Annotated in this window: 14 protein-coding genes; 9 read left to right on the plus strand and 5 right to left on the minus strand. The window is 57.6% G+C overall.

All coding sequences use genetic code 11. The features are described 5' to 3' along the window. Positions 1–15: 15 nt before the first annotated feature. Complete coding sequence (ppc, locus tag CRO87_RS18700; RefSeq protein ID WP_097164439.1) at positions 16–2,667, plus strand: phosphoenolpyruvate carboxylase; 2,652 nt, start codon at positions 16–18, stop codon at positions 2,665–2,667. Positions 2,668–2,733: 66 nt separating this feature from the next. Here ppc and katG read toward each other — a convergent pair whose 3' ends face one another. The 4 genes from katG to metB form a co-directional block, all read right to left on the minus strand. Next, on the minus strand, positions 2,734–4,914 hold the full coding sequence (gene katG, locus CRO87_RS18705) for a catalase/peroxidase HPI (RefSeq protein WP_097164440.1): 2,181 nt from the start codon (positions 4,912–4,914) through the stop codon (positions 2,734–2,736). A 278-nt stretch (positions 4,915–5,192) separates the two neighbouring features. After that, positions 5,193–6,080, minus strand: a complete 888-nt coding sequence (gene metF / locus CRO87_RS18710) for a methylenetetrahydrofolate reductase (RefSeq protein WP_097164441.1) — start codon at positions 6,078–6,080, stop codon at positions 5,193–5,195. Between the two features lie 251 nt (positions 6,081–6,331). Beyond that, positions 6,332–8,764: a bifunctional aspartate kinase/homoserine dehydrogenase II gene (locus tag CRO87_RS18715; RefSeq protein ID WP_097164442.1), complete on the minus strand. Its 2,433-nt coding sequence runs from the start codon at positions 8,762–8,764 to the stop codon at positions 6,332–6,334. A 2-nt stretch (positions 8,765–8,766) separates the two neighbouring features. Further along, the gene (gene metB, locus CRO87_RS18720; protein ID WP_097164443.1) at positions 8,767–9,927 is read right to left on the minus strand and encodes a cystathionine gamma-synthase; all 1,161 of its coding nucleotides are present in this window, start codon (positions 9,925–9,927) and stop codon (positions 8,767–8,769) included. A gap of 262 nt (positions 9,928–10,189) precedes the next feature. On the opposite strand from metB, the gene metJ reads away from it, so the two are divergent. After that, the gene (gene metJ, locus CRO87_RS18725) at positions 10,190–10,507 is read left to right on the plus strand and encodes a met regulon transcriptional regulator MetJ (RefSeq protein WP_072571323.1); all 318 of its coding nucleotides are present in this window, start codon (positions 10,190–10,192) and stop codon (positions 10,505–10,507) included. A gap of 47 nt (positions 10,508–10,554) precedes the next feature. On the opposite strand, the gene rpmE is transcribed toward metJ, so the two are convergent. Further along, positions 10,555–10,767: a 50S ribosomal protein L31 gene (rpmE, locus tag CRO87_RS18730; protein ID WP_097164444.1), complete on the minus strand. Its 213-nt coding sequence runs from the start codon at positions 10,765–10,767 to the stop codon at positions 10,555–10,557. A 207-nt stretch (positions 10,768–10,974) separates the two neighbouring features. Between rpmE and priA the strand changes: the two genes are divergently transcribed. From priA to rraA, 7 genes are all read left to right on the plus strand, one after another. Continuing rightward, positions 10,975–13,173 (plus strand): primosomal protein N', encoded by a 2,199-nt coding sequence (gene priA / locus CRO87_RS18735; protein WP_097164445.1) that lies wholly within the window; start codon positions 10,975–10,977, stop codon positions 13,171–13,173. A 150-nt stretch (positions 13,174–13,323) separates the two neighbouring features. Beyond that, positions 13,324–14,352: a DNA-binding transcriptional regulator CytR gene (gene cytR, locus CRO87_RS18740; RefSeq protein WP_097164446.1), complete on the plus strand. Its 1,029-nt coding sequence runs from the start codon at positions 13,324–13,326 to the stop codon at positions 14,350–14,352. 93 nt (positions 14,353–14,445) lie between these two features. Further along, a complete protein-coding gene (ftsN, locus tag CRO87_RS18745; RefSeq protein ID WP_097164447.1) occupies positions 14,446–15,450 on the plus strand; it encodes a cell division protein FtsN in 1,005 nt (334 codons plus the stop codon). 90 nt (positions 15,451–15,540) lie between these two features. Next, the gene (hslV, locus tag CRO87_RS18750) at positions 15,541–16,071 is read left to right on the plus strand and encodes an ATP-dependent protease subunit HslV (protein WP_097164448.1); all 531 of its coding nucleotides are present in this window, start codon (positions 15,541–15,543) and stop codon (positions 16,069–16,071) included. Positions 16,072–16,080: 9 nt separating this feature from the next. Further along, positions 16,081–17,415 carry an HslU--HslV peptidase ATPase subunit gene (gene hslU, locus CRO87_RS18755; protein WP_097164449.1) on the plus strand — a complete coding sequence of 445 codons (1,335 nt, stop codon included), beginning with the start codon at positions 16,081–16,083 and terminating at the stop codon, positions 17,413–17,415. Between the two features lie 66 nt (positions 17,416–17,481). Continuing rightward, complete coding sequence (gene menA / locus CRO87_RS18760) at positions 17,482–18,408, plus strand: 1,4-dihydroxy-2-naphthoate polyprenyltransferase (protein ID WP_097164450.1); 927 nt, start codon at positions 17,482–17,484, stop codon at positions 18,406–18,408. A 92-nt stretch (positions 18,409–18,500) separates the two neighbouring features. Next, positions 18,501–18,986, plus strand: coding sequence for a ribonuclease E activity regulator RraA (gene rraA / locus CRO87_RS18765; RefSeq protein ID WP_097164451.1), 486 nt, complete (start codon positions 18,501–18,503; stop codon positions 18,984–18,986). Positions 18,987–19,027 lie beyond the last annotated feature (41 nt).

Genomic DNA, 19,027 nt, shown 5'->3' on the forward strand with positions numbered 1-19,027 from the left:
GGGGTGTCTGGGGTAATGAACGAACAATATTCCGCTTTGCGTAGTAATGTCAGTATGCTCGGTAAGGTGTTAGGGGAAACCATCAAGGATGCCCTTGGCGAGAACATTCTTGATCGCGTTGAAACCATTCGTAAGTTGTCAAAATCCTCCCGTGCGGGCAATGAAGCCAACCGCCAGGAGCTGCTCACCACGTTGCAGAATCTCTCCAACGACGAGCTGCTGCCGGTCGCCCGCGCCTTCAGCCAGTTTCTGAATCTGGCGAATACCGCCGAGCAATACCACAGCATTTCGCCCAACGGCGAAGCGGCCAGCAACCCGGAAGTGATTGCCCGCACCCTGCGTAAACTCAAAGATCAGCCAAACCTGAACGAAGCCACCATTAAAAAAGCGGTGGAAGCGCTGTCGCTGGAGCTGGTGCTGACCGCACACCCGACGGAAATCACTCGCCGGACGCTGATCCACAAAATGGGCGAAATCAACAACTGCCTGAAGCAGCTGGATAACAAAGACATCGCCGATTACGAACGCCACGCACTGATGCGCCGCCTGCGCCAGCTGATTGCCCAGTCATGGCACACCGATGAAATTCGTAAGCACCGCCCGAGCCCGGTGGATGAAGCCAAATGGGGCTTTGCGGTTGTGGAAAACAGCCTGTGGGAAGGCGTGCCGAATTATCTGCGCGAGCTGAACGAACAGCTGGAAGATAATCTTGGCTATCAGCTGCCGGTCGATTTCGTGCCCGTTCGCTTCACCTCCTGGATGGGCGGCGACCGCGACGGCAACCCGAACGTGACCGCCGATATCACCCGCACCGTGCTGCTGCTGGGCCGCTGGAAAGCCACCGATCTGTTCCTGAAAGATATTCAGTTGCTGATCTCCGAGCTGTCGATGGTCGAGTGTACCGATGAGCTGCGAGCCTACGTAGGCGAAGCAGGTGAAGCCGAACCGTATCGCTACTTGCTGAAAACAATTCGCAGCCAGCTGATTGCGACACAGGCCTGGCTGGAAGCACGCCTGAAGGGCGAGAAGCTGCCGAAACCAGCAGGCCTGCTGACCCAGAATGAACAACTTTGGGAACCGCTTTACGCATGTTACAAATCTCTTCAGGCCTGTGGGATGGGCATCATCGCCAACGGCGAGCTGCTCGACACCCTGCGCCGCGTGAAGTGTTTTGGCGTGCCGCTGGTGCGTATTGATGTGCGTCAGGAAAGCACCCGCCACACTGAAGCGCTGGGCGAACTGACCCGCTATCTCGGCATTGGCGACTACGAAAGCTGGTCCGAAGCCGACAAGCAGGCGTTTCTGATCCGCGAACTGAACTCCAAGCGTCCGCTGCTGCCGCGCCAGTGGGAGCCAAGCGAAGAAACTCGCGAAGTGCTCGACACCTGCAAGGTCATTGCCGAAGCGCCGAAAGGCTCCGTTGCCGCGTACGTGATTTCGATGGCGAAAACCCCTTCCGACGTGCTGGCCGTGCATCTGCTGCTGAAAGAAGCGGGTATCGGTTTTGCGCTGCCGGTTGCCCCGCTGTTTGAAACCCTCGACGACCTCAACAATGCCAACGATGTGATGACGCAGCTGCTGAACATCGACTGGTATCGCGGCTTCATCTCTGGCAAGCAGATGGTGATGATTGGCTATTCCGATTCCGCAAAAGACGCGGGCGTGATGGCCGCCTCCTGGGCGCAGTATCAGGCTCAGGATGCGCTGATCAAAACCTGTGAAAAAGCGGGCATCGAGCTGACGCTGTTCCACGGTCGCGGTGGTTCTATCGGCCGTGGCGGCGCACCAGCCCACGCCGCACTGCTTTCCCAGCCGCCGGGCAGCCTTAAAGGCGGCCTGCGCGTCACCGAACAGGGCGAGATGATTCGCTTCAAGTACGGTTTACCGGAAGTCACCATCAGCAGCCTGTCGCTCTACACCAGCGCGATTCTGGAAGCTAACCTGCTGCCACCGCCGGAGCCGAAGCCGGAGTGGCGTCACATCATGGCTCAGCTGTCAGATATCTCCTGCGAGATGTACCGCGGCTACGTGCGTGAAAACAAAGATTTCGTGCCGTACTTCCGTTCCGCCACCCCGGAACAGGAATTGGGCAAACTGCCGCTCGGCTCACGTCCGGCAAAACGTCGCCCAACCGGCGGCGTGGAATCGCTGCGCGCCATCCCGTGGATCTTCGCCTGGACCCAGAACCGCCTGATGCTGCCCGCCTGGCTCGGTGCCGGTGCCGCGCTGCAAAAAGTCGTGGAAGACGGCAAGCAGAGCGAGCTGGAAGTGATGTGCCGCGACTGGCCGTTCTTCTCCACCCGTCTGGGCATGCTGGAAATGGTGTTCGCCAAAGCCGACCTGTGGCTGGCGGAATACTACGATCAGCGCCTGGTGAAGAAAGAGCTGTGGCCGCTCGGCGCAGAACTGCGCCAGCTGCTGGACGCGGACATCAAAGTGGTGCTCGACATTGCCAACGATTCGCACCTGATGGCTGACCTGCCGTGGATTGCCGAGTCAATTCAGCTGCGTAACATCTACACTGACCCGTTGAACGTGCTTCAGGCTGAGCTGCTGCACCGTTCGCGTCTGGCAGAAGAAGAAGGCAAAGAGCCGGACCCACGCGTTGAACAAGCGCTGATGGTCACCATCGCGGGCGTTGCTGCCGGGATGCGTAATACGGGCTAACTCAGCCAGGCATCCAAATAAAAATCCCCGCTCTTGAGCGGGGATTTTTTTATACCAGACGCAGCATTACTGCAGGTCGAAGCGATCCAGGTTCATCACTTTCACCCAGGCCGCGACGAAGTCTTTGACGAACTTCTCTTTGGCATCGCCGCAGGCGTAGACTTCCGCCAGCGCACGCAGCACCGCGTTGGAGCCAAACACCAGGTCCGCGCGGGTTGCAGTGTGCTTCACTTCCCCGCTCTGACGGCAGCGACCTTCGAACAGCTCTGCAGACTCATCGGTCGCTTTCCACTCCTGGCGCATATCCAGCAGATTGACGAAGAAGTCATTGCTCAGCACGCCCGGACGATCGGTGAACACGCCCGCGTTACCGCCATCGAAGTTCGCCCCCAGCACGCGCAGGCCGCCGACCAGGACTGTCAGTTCCGGCGCAGTCAGCGTCAGCTGCTGAGCTTTATCGATCAGCAGGGATTCCGTAGTGGCCGCATCCACTCGGGCGCGGTAGTTACGGAAGCCATCAGCGGCCGGTTCCATCAGGCTGAACATTTCTACATCGGTCTGATCCTGACTTGCATCCACACGGCCTGGAATAAACGGCACGCGCACGCTGATCCCCGCCGCTTCGGCAGCTTGTTCAACGCCAACAATGCCCGCCAGCACGATGATATCGGCCAGTGACGCTTTGCCGGATGCTTTCTGGATAGCTTCCAGTGCAGGCAGCGCTTTTGCCGCTACGGCGTTCACGTCCCAGTCACGCTGAGGCGCCAGCGCCAGACGCGCACCGTTCGCCCCACCGCGCTTATCACCGCCGCGGAAGGTGGAAGCAGACGCCCAGGCAACGGATACCAGTTCGCTGACGGACAGACCTGCATGGGCAATCTCTGCCTTCAGCTTGTCGATATCCGCAGGTGTCGGGCTGAGAGTCGCTTTCGGCAGCGGATCCTGCCAAATCAGATCTTCTTTCGGCACTTCCGGGCCGATGTAACGCGCTTTTGGCCCCATATCACGGTGGGTCAGTTTGAACCACGCCCGGGCAAAGGCTTCGTTAAACGCCTGTGGATCGTTGAGGAAACGGCGGGAAATTTTATCGAAATCGGGATCGAAACGCAGCGTCAGGTCGGTGACCAGCATGGTCGGTTTGCGTTTCTTCGATGGGTCGAACGGGTCAGGAATGATTTCTGGCGCATCAACCGCTTCAAACTGAATAGCCCCAGCCGGGCTGCGGGTCTGAACCCACTCGTATTTGTAGAGGTTTTCGAAGAAGTAGTTGCTCCACTGGGTTGGGGTCTGCGTCCAGACCACTTCCAGACCAGAGGTGATAGCATCTGCACCAACGCCGCTACCGTGGGTGCTGGCCCAGCCCAGGCCCTGAGATTCAATCGAGGCAGCTTCTGGATCGGCCCCTACATTCGTTGCGGAACCCGCACCGTGAGTTTTCCCGAGAGTATGGCCCCCGGCAATCAGCGCGACGGTTTCTTCATCGTTCATGCCCATGTTGCCGAAGGTGGCGCGAATGGCAGATGCCGCAGAAAGCGGTTCACCGCTGGCGTTTGGCCCTTCCGGGTTAACGTAAATCAGGCCCATTTCCGTGGCCGCGAGTGGACGCTTCGCCAGCTCTTCCGGGTCGCGGTGCTTGAGCCATGTGGTTTCATCGCCCCAGTTCACGTCCATGTCCGGTTCCCAGACGTCTTCACGCCCGGCACCAAAGCCGAAAGTACGGAAGCCGGAGTTTTCCAGCGCGACGTTACCGGCCAGAATGAACAGGTCGGCCCAGGAGATTTTCTGGCCGTATTTTTGTTTGATTGGCCACAGCAGACGGCGGGCCTTATCGAGGCTCACGTTATCCGGCCAGGAGTTTAGCGGCGCAAAGCGTTGCTGGCCGCGACCTGCACCACCGCGGCCGTCAACGGAGCGGTAAGTCCCGGCACCGTGCCACGCCATACGGATGAACAGGCCCGCGTAGTTACCCCAGTCGGCTGGCCACCAGGGTTGAGAATCGGTTAACAGAGCTTTGAGGTCGCCTTTCAGCGCGGAGTAATCGAGCTTGCTGAATTCTTTGCGGTAATCAAAATCTTCGCCCAGTGGGTTCGAGCGATTTGAGTGTTGGTTGAGGAGATCGACCCGGAGTTGCTTCGGCCACCAGTCGCGGCTGCTGGTTCCGGCCCCTGCGCTTTCATCATGACCGCCCTGATGGAACGGGCATTTCCCTGCTGACATTGCGTTCTGATCGTTTTCTTGATTGCTCATCGTCCTGCTCCCTTCAGTGTTTTAATACCAGGATATACAGCTCTGCAGATTAGTTATAGATGATAAAATCTACAGATTTGATAGTTGTTTCCTTCTGGCCATCCACACCATAACAAAAGTTCTTCATAGAAATGTCGACGCGTCCGTAAACTTTCGACAATAAGCCTGGATTATGAAGGGAAATGAAGCCAATGATCTGTCAGCGTTTCTTCGTAATTTATGCGGATTTGAAGGCGGGAAAGAAGCGCTAAAAAAAAGGCCTCCGAAGAGGCCCTTTTTTAAGCCGGGCGCACGCCCAACGTGTGACAAATGGCGTAGCTCATTTCAGCACGGTTCAGAGTGTAGAAGTGGAAGTCCTTCACGCCTTCACGGCTGAGGATTTTGACCATGTCCATGGCAATATTCGCGCCCACCAGCTTGCGGGTTTCGGCGTCATCATCCAGCCCTTCAAACATTTTCGCCATCCATGTCGGGATGCGGACGTTGGTCATGTCGGCAAACTTCTTCGCCTGTTTGAAGTTCGAGACAGGCAGGATGCCCGGAATGATTTCCACGTCGATGCCGGTTGAGGCGCAGCGGTCACGGAAACGCAGGTAGCTTTCAACGTCGAAGAAGAACTGGGTAATCGCGCGGTTGGCACCCGCATCCACTTTACGTTTCAGGTTCAGCAGATCGGCCTGGGCGCTTTTCGCTTCCGGGTGCACTTCCGGGTAAGCGGCAACAGAGATATCAAAATCGCCAACGCCCTTCAGCAGGCCAACCAAATCGGCGGCATACATGTCCGGCTTTCCGCTGCCCGGCGGGAGGTCACCACGCAGGGCCACGATGTGGCGAATGCCGTTGTTCCAGTAATCCTGGGCGATGGCCCGCAGCTCGTCACGCGTAGCGTCGATGCAGGTCAGATGCGGGGCCGCTTCCAGGCCGGTTCTGTCCTTGATGCCTTTTATGATGCTGTGCGTGCGGTCGCGCTCGCCGGAGTTCGCGCCATAGGTCACGGAAACGAATTTCGGCTTCAGGCTGCTCAGCCTGTCGATAGAGGCCCACAAGGTCTGCTCCATTTCACTGGTGCGCGGCGGGAAAAACTCGAAGGAAACATTAATCTGACCCTGTACTTCGGCCAGACTCTGATTCAGGGCTTCCCGCTGGTTGGCGTGAAAAAAGCTCATACCTTACCTCTTCAATCTTATATGTTGTCAGTTGTGTTATGAGCATCTATACGTTTAGACGTCCAGAAGTCAAAAATGACTGAAAAGCGACGGCACGTCAACTAAAAAAAACGTACAAGGAGTGAGGATTGTTCAGCGAAGGTGAAAAAAGCGCATGTTCAGAAGGAAATGCCCGGCGGCGTAAGCCTGCCGGGCCTGCAGCGACCTGCTCATTAGGCCGGGTCAGACGAAGCCGCCTCCCGGCATAAAAATTACAGCAGCTGCGCCAGACGATTAATATCAGACTGAATCGCGCCTGCGGTGACGTCACGACCCGCACCCGGGCCACGAATCACCAGTGGGTTGTCGCGATACCAGCGGCTTTCAATGGCGAAGACGTTATCGCACGGCAGCAGCGCCGCCAGCGGATGCTCCTGACGCACGGCTTCCACGCCAACGCGTGCTTTGCCATTAGCATCGAACCGTGCCACATAGCGCAGCACCAGCCCCATCTCCTGCGCCGCTTCCAGACGCTGAACCATCTGCTCGTTCAACTCATCGCCATTCTCAAAGAAGTGATCGATGGAGCCTTCTTCGCAGTGCGACGGCACCAGAGACTCCACGCGAACCTGATCGGGCTCGATGTCATAACCTGCTTCACGGGCGAGGATCACCAGTTTGCGCATGACGTCTTTGCCGGACAAATCCACGCGCGGATCGGGCTCGGTCAGCCCTTGCTGCCACGCCTGATCCACCAGGTCGGTAAACGGCACGGTGCCGTCAAACTGCAGGAACAGCCAGGAGAGCGTGCCGGAGAAAATACCGCTGATGGCGAGAATGGAATCGCCGCTTTCACGCAGGTCTCGCACGGTATGGTTAACCGGAAGGCCTGCGCCAACGGTGGCGTTATACAACCAGTGACGTCCGGTCTTTTCGAATGCGTCGTGGATTTGGCGATATTTATCGCTGCTGCTGGCGCCTGCAAGTTTATTGGCGCTGATCACATGGAAGCCGTGGCTGGCAAAATCCAGATATTGATCGGCAAGCTGTGCGCTGGCGGTCACGTCCAGCACCACCAGGTCATCATACGGGTGCGCACGCATCCACAGGAACAGCGACTCTTCATCCTGCGCCACCGCTTCATCATTAAAGAAGGCGAGTGCGCGGCTGGCGTCCAGCCCTTCATAGTTCAGCAGGCTGCGGCTGCTGTCGACCACACCCGCCAGCACAAATTCAAACCCGGTACGCGCCGAAAGCGTGGTTTGCTCGCGAGCGAACAGCTCCAGCCAGCGGGAACCAATATTGCCTTTCCCAAACAGCACCAGGCCGATACGTTTTTCCGCACGGAAAATGGACTGATGCAGGCCCTGAATCAGGCTTTCCGTAGGACCGGTACGCAACACGGCAACGAGGCTGATACCCTCTTCCGACTGCCAGGTAAACTCCACCGGCTGGCCCTTGAGCTGCTGCCAGAAACGGTGGCAGTGCAGCGGGTTGCGGGTGACGCCTGCGCCAACCATGGCGATAAGCGCCAGGCCCTGACGTAAACGCAGCTCGCCCGGCAGGCCTGCCTCATCGAGCAGTTTCAGGGCGCTGTCGGCCACTTCGGCGGTATAACAGAACTGCAGCAGATGGCGGTCGGTATGCACGCCAACGGCCAGCGGGCGCACCTGCGCACGCTTCAGGATCACATCAATTTCTTTATGCGCCAGTTTGAAGTCCTGGCCCGCAGGCACCAGGAACTCAATCAGGCAAACGTCGTCATGGCTGGTGACAATACGTGCCCCGGTGCCAGAAGCCAGCACGCGTTCAATTCGGGTGGAACCCTGATCCGGCGTGTAGCTGCAGCGCAGTTGCAGATCGATGTCGCTGCCGGAAACCGGCTGTAAAGTGCGGGCGTGAAGCACCGGTGCGGCCAGGCGCGCCAGCTCGCTTGCTTCGTCGAGGCGCAGCAGAGGCAGCAGGCACGCGTCTTTGACTTTGCGCGGGTCAGCGCTATAAACCCCGGCCACATCGCTCCAGATGGTCACGCGGGAAACGCCCGCCAGGGCACCAATCTGCGTGGCGGAATAGTCAGAGCCATTACGGCCCAACAGCACGGTTTCACCCGCGTTATCGCGGCTGATAAAACCTGTCACCACCAGACGTTTATTCGGATGCTGCGCCAGCAGCTGCTGAAGCAGCGGGAAGGAGAGGCCCTCATCAACCTGCGGCTGCGCTGCGCGCTCAGCACGTAAAAATGAACGAGCGTCGAGCCAGGCTGCATCCAGACCTTGCTGTTGCAAAACAGCAGCCATTAAGCGCGCGGACCACACTTCGCCGTGGCCCACCACTTCGGCATATACAGCGTCATTCACGCCGCCATCGAGCAATACGGCCAGACATTCAAGATCGCGAATAAACTCAGCGATCATCACGTCGGCCACTTCAGCAGGCAAGAGGCCGGTCATCAGCTCTATTTGATAACGCCGCAGCGATTGTTGAACCTGATGCGCGGAGAGGCGATCGGTCTGGCTGAGCTTCAGCCAGCTAATCAACTGGTTGGTGGTGCTGCCGGCGGCGGAAACGACCATCATGTCGTCAGGCTGCGAGTGCTCAGCCATAATGCCTGCCACGCGCAGGTAACATTTCACATCCGCCAGACTACTGCCACCAAACTTGTGCAGTTGACGACCCTTCATCCCTGCCTGCGCTATCACACTCATGTTTACCCCTCGTTTGCTGCCCGGAACCCATTTTCCAGGTCGGCAATTAAATCTTCGCTATCTTCAATACCGGTTGAAATACGCAGTAGCGTTTCCGAGATGCCAGCCGCCGCGCGGGCTTCTGGCGCCATGCCCGCGTGGGTCATGGTTGCCGCGTGGGAAATCAGGCTTTCCACGCCGCCCAGCGATTCCGCCAGCGTGAACAAAGAGAGCCCGCTCAGGAAACGACGCAGCGTATTTTCATCGCCGTCCAGTTCAAAGCTGAGCATCGCGCCAAAGCCCTTCTGCTGACGGGAGGCAATTTCGTGCCCCTGGTTTTCCGGCAGGGAAGGATGATACAGCTTTTTCACCAGCGGTTGCTGCTTCAGGAACTCAACAATCGCCGTGGCGTTGCGCTGCGCCACTTCCATACGTGGGCTCAGCGTGCGCAAACCTCGCAGTAGCAGGTAGCTGTCGAATGCACTGCCTGTGACGCCAATGTTATTCGCCCACCATGCCAGCTCGGTGACAGTTTCAGGATCTTTTGCAATCACCACGCCCGCGACCACATCGGAGTGACCGTTGAGATATTTGGTACAGGAGTGCAGCACCAGATCGGCCCCCAGCGCCAGCGGGTTTTGCAGTGCCGGGCTCAGGAAGGTGTTATCCACCACGCTCACTGCACCAGCCGCACGCGCCAGCTCGCAAATTTTCGCAATATCCACGACGCGCAGCAGCGGGTTGCTTGGGCTTTCGACCAGCACCAGTTTAGGTTTTTCCGCCAGCGCCGCTTGCAACGCCTGTTCATCACCCTGATCGACAAACAGCACGCGGTAGCAGCCACGTTTTGCGAGGCTGTCGAACAGACGGTAGCTGCCGCCGTAGCAGTCGTGCGGGGCAACAAGCAGATCGCCCGGCTTCAGGTAAACGGTGGTCACCAGATGAATGGCAGACATGCCGGTGTTGGTCAGCACCGCGCCCGCACCGCCTTCGAGTTCGGCCAGCGCGCGTTGGACGACATCACGCGTCGGGTTGCCGCGACGGGAATAGTCATGGGCACGGGGCTCATTGAATCCGGTGAAGTTGTAAGTGCTGGAAAGGTGAATCGGGGGGACAACGCAGCCATATTGCTCGTCATCATTTAACCCGCTACGCACTGCGATGGTGGCTTGTTTACGCGTCATGGTGAATCAGTTCCTGGCTTTAGCGATGAAAAGTCAGGCCTCAGAGTAACCACTGCCACAATAGACGTCAATACATCTGGACATCTAAACTTCTTTGCGTATAGATTGAGCAATCGGGAAATAGCCGTTAAAATTATATGCATTAGCGCACATCCACCGAGGCTTTGCTGATGTCATGGTCACACCTCTGGGGTAAACTGTGCGGCATTCTGTTCGGGCAAGCGCCTGAACCTTTTATTCATGATTAGAGGATTAGAGTCTCATGGCTGAATGGAGCGGCGAATATATCAGCCCCTACGCTGAGCACGGTAAGAAGAGTGAGCAGGTCAAAAAAATTACGGTGTCCATTCCGCTGAAGGTCCTGAAGATCCTCACTGATGAACGCACCCGTCGCCAGGTGAACAACCTGCGCCACGCCACCAACAGCGAACTGCTGTGTGAAGCATTCCTGCATGCGTTTACCGGCCAACCGTTGCCGAACGATGAAGATCTGCGTAAAGAGCGCAGTGATGAAATTCCGGAAGCGGCGAAGATTATTATGCGTGAACTGGGTATCGACCCGGATACGTGGGAATACTGAGTTGCAGAGACAAAAAAGGCGCCTTTCGGCGCCTTTTTTCGGTTCGCTTATTTCGCGCCCGGGATGCTGAAACGCTTGTTGAAGCGGTCAACACGGCCACCGGTAGCAACGTCACGCTGCTTGCCAGTGTAGAACGGGTGGCATTTGCCGCACACGTCCAGGTTCAGATCGTGGCCAACGGTAGAACGGATGACCATTACGTTACCGCAAGAGCAGTTTGCAGTAACTTCTGCGTAATTTGGGTGAATACCTTTTTTCATGGGAAACCTCAGTGAAGGCCGCGTCGCTCTTCCAGCCCTAACGCCAGACACCACGCGAAGTTAATAGTATAGTTGCTTTGATACCGCATTAATGCGCATCAAAGGCGGCGAATCATACAGAATTTAACCAGGGGTTGCAATCTGATCCGCGCTCCCTGAATAACAATGTGTATACTAACTTCCCCTTTTTCAAGCCAGGAAGAGTCGATGCCCGTCGCCCAGGTTGCCCTGCCCGTTCCGCTTCCCCGCACCTTTGATTATCTGTTGCCCGATGGCGTTAACGCTCAGGCCGGGTGTCGCGTGCGCGTGCCGTTTGGCAAGCAGCAGGACCGTGTGGGCATTGTGGTGTCCGTCAGCGATAGCAGCGAATTGGCGCTCAGCGAGCTGAAAAACGTGGTGGAAGTGCTGGATGACGAACCGGTCTATTCCCCTGCCGTCTGGCGCATGCTTCAGTGGGCCGCCGACTATTACCATCATCCCGTAGGCGATGTGCTGTTTCACGCGCTGCCAATACTGCTGCGTCAGGGCAAACCTGCCAGCGCCGCGCCAATGTGGTACTGGTATGTAACAGAACAGGGTCAGGCCGTTGATATCAGCACGCTTAAACGTTCTGTAAAGCAACAGCAGGCTTTAGCGGCACTACGCCAGGGTAAAATCTGGCGCCATCAGGTCGCCGATCTGGAATTTAACGACGCCGCGCTTCAGGGCCTGCGTAAAAAAGGTTACTGCGATCTGGCAAGTGAAGCGCCCGCGCTGACGGACTGGCGAACCCACTACGCGGTCACCGGCGAGCGCCTGCGTCTTAACACGGAGCAGGCCACCGCCGTAGGCGCAATTCACAGCGCTTCGGACAAATTCTCCGCCTGGCTACTGGCGGGCGTGACGGGGTCCGGCAAGACGGAAGTCTATCTGAGCGTGCTGGAAAACGTGCTGGCCCAGGGCAAGCAGGCGCTGGTGATGGTGCCAGAAATCGGCCTGACGCCGCAAACCATCGCCCGCTTTCGCGAACGTTTCAACGCCCCGGTCGAAGTGCTGCACTCCGCCCTCAACGACAGCGAACGTCTTTCGGTCTGGCTGAAAGCCAAAAATGGCGAAGCGGCCATCGTCATCGGTACGCGCTCTTCCTTATTTACCCCTTTTAAGAACCTCGGCGTGATCGTCATCGACGAAGAGCACGACAGCTCCTACAAGCAGCAGGAAGGCTGGCGCTATCACGCCCGCGATCTGGCCGTGTGGCGGGCGCATAATGAGCAAATCCCGATCATTTTGGGCTCAGCGACCCCGGCGCTGGAAACGCTGCACAACGTGCGGCAAGGGAAATACCATCAGCTGAAGCTGACCAAACGAGCCGGAAACGCGCGCCCGGCAAATCAGCACGTGCTGGATTTGAAAAGCCAGCAGCTGCAGGCCGGACTTTCCCCGGCATTGATAAGCAGAATGCGCCAGCATTTGCAGGCCGATAACCAGGTCATTTTATTCCTCAACCGGCGCGGCTACGCCCCGGCGCTGCTGTGTCACGAGTGCGGCTGGATTGCCGAGTGTCCGCGCTGCGACAGCTATTACACCCTGCACCAGGGTCATCGCCATCTGCGCTGCCACCACTGCGACAGCCAGCGCCCAATCCCGCGCCAGTGCCCGTCGTGCGGCTCCACGCACCTTGTTCCAGTTGGATTAGGCACGGAACAGCTCGAAGAAGCGCTGACGCCCCTTTTTGCGAACGTGCCGATTTCGCGTATCGATCGCGACACCACCAGCAGAAAAGGCGCGCTGGAACAGTACCTTGCCGAAGTACATCGCGGCGGTGCGCGCATTCTGATTGGCACGCAGATGCTGGCGAAGGGCCACCACTTCCCCGACGTGACGCTGGTCGCGCTGCTCGACGTGGACGGCGCGCTGTTCTCCGCCGATTTTCGTTCGGCCGAGCGTTTTGCGCAGCTTTACACCCAGGTGTCAGGCCGTGCAGGGCGGGCGGGCAAGCAGGGCGAAGTGATTTTGCAGACCCATCACCCGGAGCATCCGCTGCTGCAAACCCTGCTGCATCAGGGTTATGACGCCTTCGCCCAGCAGGCGCTGGCAGAACGCCAGTCTCTTCAACTGCCGCCGTGGACCAGTCATGTACTGATTCGTGCTGAAGATCACGACAATCAGCAGGCACCGCTGTTTCTTCAGCAGTTGCGAAACCTGCTGCAGGCCAGCCCGCTTGCCGACGATAAGCTTTGGCTGCTCGGCCCGGTGCCTGCCTTAGCGCCAAAACGCGGCGGCCGCTGGCGCTGGCAGATTGTGCTGCAACATCCGTCACGCCTGCGTTTACAGCATATTGTCGGCGGCGCGATGGCGCTGATAAACACCCTTCCCGCCTCGCGGAAGGTGAAATGGGTGCTCGACGTGGACCCCATCGAGGGCTAACCCCTTGTGCTGCGAGGCAGATCGAAAAATTACGCTTCCGTCACAATTTTCATGAAATTTGTGTAACTCCCTCGTGTGACTCTCTGATACAAAAGAGAGAGTTGTCAGAGACAGCGGACGTCTCTGCCCCCGGCCCCGAGGAGAACCCAGGTGAAGTCCAATAAAGAGGTTATTGCAGCAACCATGAAGGATGTTGCAGAGAAAGCGAATGTCTCAACCGCAACGGTTTCCCGGGCGTTGATGAACCCCGATAAAGTCTCGCAGTCCACGCGCAACAAAGTAGAAAAGGCCGCACTGGAAGTGGGCTATTTTCCTCAGGCGCTGGGCCGCAACTCAAAGCGTAACGAGTCGAAAACCATTCTGGTGATTGTGCCGGACATCTGCGATCCCTTCTTTAGCGAAATCATCCGCGGCATTGAAGTCACCGCTGCTGAACAAGGCTATCTGGTGCTGATTGGCGACTGCGCTCATCAGAATCAGCAGGAAAAAACCTTCATCGATCTCATTATCACCAAACAAATCGACGGGATGCTGCTGCTGGGCTCACGCCTGCCGTTTGATGCCAGCATCGAGGAACAGCGCAACCTGCCGCCGATGGTGATGGCCAATGAGTTTGCGCCTGAGCTTGAGCTGCCAACGGTTCACATTGATAACCTGACCGCCGCCTTTAACGCCGTCAATTTCCTGCATGAGCTGGGTCATCAGCGCATCGGCTGCATCGCCGGGCCGGAAGAGATGCCGCTGTGTCACTATCGTTTACAGGGTTACGTTCAGGCACTCCGCCGCAGCGGGCTGGCCGTCGACCCGCATTACATCGCTCGCGGAAACTTTACCTACGAGGCCGGTGCTAACGCCCTCGAGCAGCTGCTGGCCCTGCCGGAGCCGCCAACCGCCGTGTTCTGTCACAGCGATATCATGGCGCTCGGCGCGCTATCTCTGGCGAAACGCCGTGGGCTGAAGGTGCCGGACGATCTGTCGATTATCGGCTTCGATAACATTTCTCTGTCTGAGTTCTGCGATCCGCCGCTCACCACGGTTTCTCAGCCGCGTTTTGCTATTGGCCGCGAGGCCATGCTGCTGTTGCTCGATCAGATCAGCGGTCAGAATGTCAGCAGCGGTTCCCGCCTGCTGGACTGCGAACTCATTGTTCGCGGTAGTACCACAAAAAATAAGCCTTAAACTAAACGGCTTTCGGACTTGCGGTTCTGGTCAAAGCCCCGCCGCTTAAGTAACATGGCGGGCTGACGAACGATTAAATACAGCGAAACGACAGTGGCACAACGAGATTATGTCAGCCGCAGCAAACCTGCTGCTTCGCGGCGAAAAAAGAGTCCATCTGGGAACTTACGGAAAAAGCAAAGTAGCCTTCCTGCTGTCTCACCAGCCATGGTCGCTATTGCTGCGGCTGTGCTGGTTGCCTTTATCGGTGGCCTGTACTTCATCACCCATCACAAAAAAGAAGAAGCTGAAGCCCTTCAGGGCCGTCAGGCGACGGGCAACGGCCTGCCGCCGAAGCCGGAAGAGCGCTGGCGCTACATCAAAGAATTGGAAAGCCGCCAGCCAGGCGTGCGTGCGCCAACGGAGCCTTCTGCGGGCGGTGAAGTAAAAAATGCCGAGCAGCTGACCGACGAACAGCGCCAGCTGCTGGCCCAGATGCAGGCCGATATGCGTCAACAGCCCACTCAGCTGACCGAAGTGCCGTGGAACGAGCAAACCCCAGCCCAGCGCCAGCAAACGCTGCAGCGCCAACGCCTCCAGCAGCAGGCACAGCAGCAGCAAACCCAACAGCAGTGGTCACAGACTCAGCCAGTGCAGGCTCCGCGCACGCAGACTCGCGCGGCAGAACAGCCGTATCAGGCTCCGCGCACGGTTCAGAGCCAGCCTGCGCAGCAGCCACGCCAGACTCAGCCGAAGCAAACAGCACAGCAGCCGTATCAGGATCTGCTGCAAACGCCAACGCACACCACGGCGAGCCAGCCTAAAACACAGCAGGCTGCTCCAGTGACGCGTGAACCTGAGCCTGCAAAACAAACGGCCGAGAAGAAAGACGATCGCCGCTGGATGATCCAGTGCGGTTCGTTCAAAGGGGCCGATCAGGCCGAAACCGTTCGCGCCCAGCTGGCATTCGAAGGGTTCGACTCTCGCATCACCACCAACAACGGCTGGAACCGCGTGGTCATTGGCCCACTGAAAGGTAAGGAAAATGCCGACGGCACGATCTCCCGCCTGAAGGTCGCCGGACACGCAAACTGCATTCGTCTCGCCGCCGGGGGTTGAAACCCCCAAAATCCCCCCCACTTATAAATACATTCTGCCCCGTACGACGTGCGGGGCCTGTATTGTGCTTTACACCCAGGGGGTCCTCTCGTGACAACAATAGTTAGTGTTCGCCGTAACGGTCATGTCGTTATCGCCGGTGATGGCCAGGCTACGCTTGGTAACACCGTCATGAAAGGCAACGTGAAGAAAGTTCGCCGTTTATACAACGACAAAGTGATCGCCGGTTTTGCAGGCGGCACTGCGGATGCCTTCACGCTGTTTGAACTGTTCGAACGTAAGCTGGAAATGCATCAGGGCCATCTGGTGAAAGCGGCGGTGGAACTTGCCAAAGACTGGCGAACCGACCGCATGCTGCGCAAGCTCGAGGCGCTGCTGGCCGTTGCTGATGAAACAGCATCGCTCATCATTACCGGCAACGGCGACGTTGTTCAGCCAGAAAACGATTTGATTGCCATTGGCTCTGGCGGCCCGTATGCCCAGGCCGCAGCCCGTGCGCTGCTGGAAAATACCGAGCTCAGCGCTCGTGACATTGCGGAAAAAGCGTTGGGGATTGCGGGCGATATCTGCATCTACACCAACCATTTCCACACTATCGAAGAATTACCTTCTAAAGCGTAAGGATCTCCCATGTCTGAAATGACCCCACGCGAAATTGTCAGCGAACTCGACAAACACATTATTGGCCAGGACGCCGCCAAGCGTTCCGTGGCTATCGCCCTGCGTAACCGCTGGCGCCGCATGCAGCTCGACGAAGAGCTGCGCCATGAAGTGACCCCGAAAAACATTCTGATGATTGGCCCGACCGGCGTCGGTAAAACCGAAATCGCCCGTCGTCTGGCAAAACTCGCCAACGCGCCGTTCATCAAAGTTGAAGCGACTAAGTTCACCGAAGTGGGCTATGTTGGTAAAGAAGTGGACTCTATCATCCGCGATCTGACCGATGCTGCCGTCAAAATGGTGCGCATGCAGTCCATCGACAAAAACCGCTATCGCGCAGAAGAGATGGCGGAAGAACGCATTCTCGACGTGCTGATCCCACCCGCCAAAAACAACTGGGGTCAGTCTGAGCAGCCGCAGGAACCTTCCGCTGCGCGCCAGGCGTTCCGCAAAAAACTGCGTGAAGGCCAGCTTGACGATAAAGAAATCGAAATCGATCTCGCCGCCGCACCGATGAACGTCGAAATCATGACCCCGCCGGGCATGGAAGAGATGACCAGCCAGCTGCAGTCAATGTTCCAGAACCTGGGCGGCCAGAAGCAGAAGCCGCGCAAGGTGAAAATCAAAGACGCCATGAAGCTGCTGATTGAAGAAGAAGCGGCGAAGTTGGTGAACCCGGAAGAGCTGAAGCAGGCGGCAATTGATGCCGTTGAACAGCACGGCATCGTGTTCATCGATGAAATCGATAAAATCTGTAAGCGCGGCGGCAACTCCTCCGGACCGGATGTCTCCCGCGAAGGCGTTCAGCGCGACCTGCTGCCGCTGGTTGAAGGCTGCACCGTCTCCACCAAGCACGGCATGGTCAAAACCGACCACATCCTGTTTATCGCCTCTGGCGCTTTCCAGGTGGCAAGCCCGTCCGATCTGATCCCGGAGCTGCAGGGTCGTCTGCCGATTCGCGTTGAGCTGAAAGCGCTGACCACCCACGATTTCGAGCGCATCCTGACCGAGCCAAATGCGTCCGTAACCGTGCAGTACAAAGCGCTGATGGGCACCGAAGGGGTGAACATCGAGTTCACCGAAGACGGCATTAAACGCATTGCCGAAGCGGCCTGGCAGGTCAACGAAACCACCGAGAATATCGGTGCCCGCCGCCTGCACACCGTACTGGAACGCCTGATGGAAGACATTTCCTACGACGCCAGCGAGCGTCAGGGCGAATCCTTCACCATTGATGCAGAATATGTGAGCAAACATCTGGATGCGTTAGTGGCAGATGAAGATCTGAGCCGTTTTATCCTATAATCGCGGTAACTGCATTTTCATCACTGTTGATGGGGGCTCTGGCCCCCATTTTTATTGGCCGGAATAATGACTGAACAATCTCTGAGTCGTACCCAGGCATGGCTGGAAAGCCTGCGCCCGAAAACATTACCGCTGGCGTTTGCCGCCATTGTCGTCGGCACGACGCTTGCCTGGTGGCAGGGCCATTTCAATTCACTGGTCGCGCTGCTGGCGCTGATCACCGCCGGGCTGCTGCAAATTCTGTCGAACCTGGCAAATGACTATGGCGATGCGGTGAAGGGCAGCGATAAGCCAGACCGTATTGGGCCGCTGCGCGGCATGCAGAAAGGGGTGATCACCAAAGAGCAGATGAAGCGGGCGCTGATTATCACCGTGGCGCTGATTTGCCTTTCGGGTATTGCGCTGCTGGTCGCTTCGTACCAGACGATGCAGGATTTCATCGGTTTCCTGGTGCTCGGAGGGGTGTCGATCATTGCCGCCATCACCTATACCGTCGGCACGCGCCCCTACGGCTACATCGGGCTCGGCGATATTTCCGTCCTGATGTTCTTTGGCTGGCTCAGCGTGATGGGCAGCTGGTACCTCCAGGCTCATACGCTTGAGATTGTCACCTTCCTGCCGGCCACCGCCTGCGGACTGCTGGCCACTGCCGTACTGAACATCAACAACCTGCGCGATATCAACAGCGACAGTGAGAACGGAAAAAACACGCTTGCCGTGCGCCTGGGGCCAGTGAACGCTCGCCGCTATCACACTGTGCTGCTGCTGGGCGCGCCGCTGTGCCTGGCGCTGTTTAACCTGCTGGCGCTGCACAGCCTGTGGGGCTGGCTGTTTATTCTCGCCCTGCCGCTGTTGGTCAAACAGGCTCGCTTTGTGCTGAGCCATCACGACCCGGTGGATATGCGTCCGATGCTGGAACGCACAGTTAAAGCCGCATTACTGACTAACCTGCTGTTTGTTTTGGGAATAATCCTGAGCCGTTCGTTCGCTTAACTGACAAATATCAATTAACAATTGATGATTTTGCCAACAATGCGATTCGCGCGATATACTGAAAACACTCACAGCTTCTGAACGTTAAGCCTATGAAATACGATACATCCGAGCTTTGCGACATCTACCAGGAAGATGTCAATGTCGTTGAACCGCTGTTCTCCAACTTTGGGGGACGGTCGTCGTTTGGTGGACAAATCATCACGGTGAAGTGTTTCGAGGATAACGGGCTTCTGTACGATATGCTCGAACAGAACGGCCGTGGCCGCATCTTGTTGGTGGACGGTGGCGGCTCAGTGCGTCGGGCACTGGTTGATGCCGACCTCGCGCGTCTGGCCGTGCAAAACGAGTGGGAAGGCATGGTGGTTTACGGTGCCGTCCGTCAGGTCGATGACCTGGAGGAGCTGGACATCGGCATTCAGGCGATGGCCGCCATTCCAGTGGGTGCCGCAGGAGAAGGCGTTGGTGAAAGCGACGTGCGCGTGAACTTCGGCGGCGTGACCTTCTTCTCGGGCGACCATCTCTATGCCGACAACACCGGCATCATCCTGTCGGAAGACGCACTCGATATTGAGTAAACGCTTCTTCTGTAAAAAGGCCTTCTCAGCGAGAAGGCCTT

Source organism: Enterobacter sp. CC120223-11 (assembly GCF_900215375.1).
Lineage (GTDB): Bacteria > Pseudomonadota > Gammaproteobacteria > Enterobacterales > Enterobacteriaceae > Scandinavium.

Coding starts and splice junctions, on each gene's coding strand:
- ppc (WP_097164439.1), top strand. CDS start 16: ATGAACGAACAATATTCCGCTTTGCGTAGTAATGTCAGTATGCTCGGT.
- katG (WP_097164440.1), bottom strand. CDS start 4,914: ATGAGCAATCAAGAAAACGATCAGAACGCAATGTCAGCAGGGAAATGC.
- metF (WP_097164441.1), bottom strand. CDS start 6,080: ATGAGCTTTTTTCACGCCAACCAGCGGGAAGCCCTGAATCAGAGTCTG.
- CRO87_RS18715 (WP_097164442.1), bottom strand. CDS start 8,764: ATGAGTGTGATAGCGCAGGCAGGGATGAAGGGTCGTCAACTGCACAAG.
- metB (WP_097164443.1), bottom strand. CDS start 9,927: ATGACGCGTAAACAAGCCACCATCGCAGTGCGTAGCGGGTTAAATGAT.
- metJ (WP_072571323.1), top strand. CDS start 10,190: ATGGCTGAATGGAGCGGCGAATATATCAGCCCCTACGCTGAGCACGGT.
- rpmE (WP_097164444.1), bottom strand. CDS start 10,767: ATGAAAAAAGGTATTCACCCAAATTACGCAGAAGTTACTGCAAACTGC.
- priA (WP_097164445.1), top strand. CDS start 10,975: ATGCCCGTCGCCCAGGTTGCCCTGCCCGTTCCGCTTCCCCGCACCTTT.
- hslU (WP_097164449.1), top strand. CDS start 16,081: ATGTCTGAAATGACCCCACGCGAAATTGTCAGCGAACTCGACAAACAC.
- menA (WP_097164450.1), top strand. CDS start 17,482: ATGACTGAACAATCTCTGAGTCGTACCCAGGCATGGCTGGAAAGCCTG.
- rraA (WP_097164451.1), top strand. CDS start 18,501: ATGAAATACGATACATCCGAGCTTTGCGACATCTACCAGGAAGATGTC.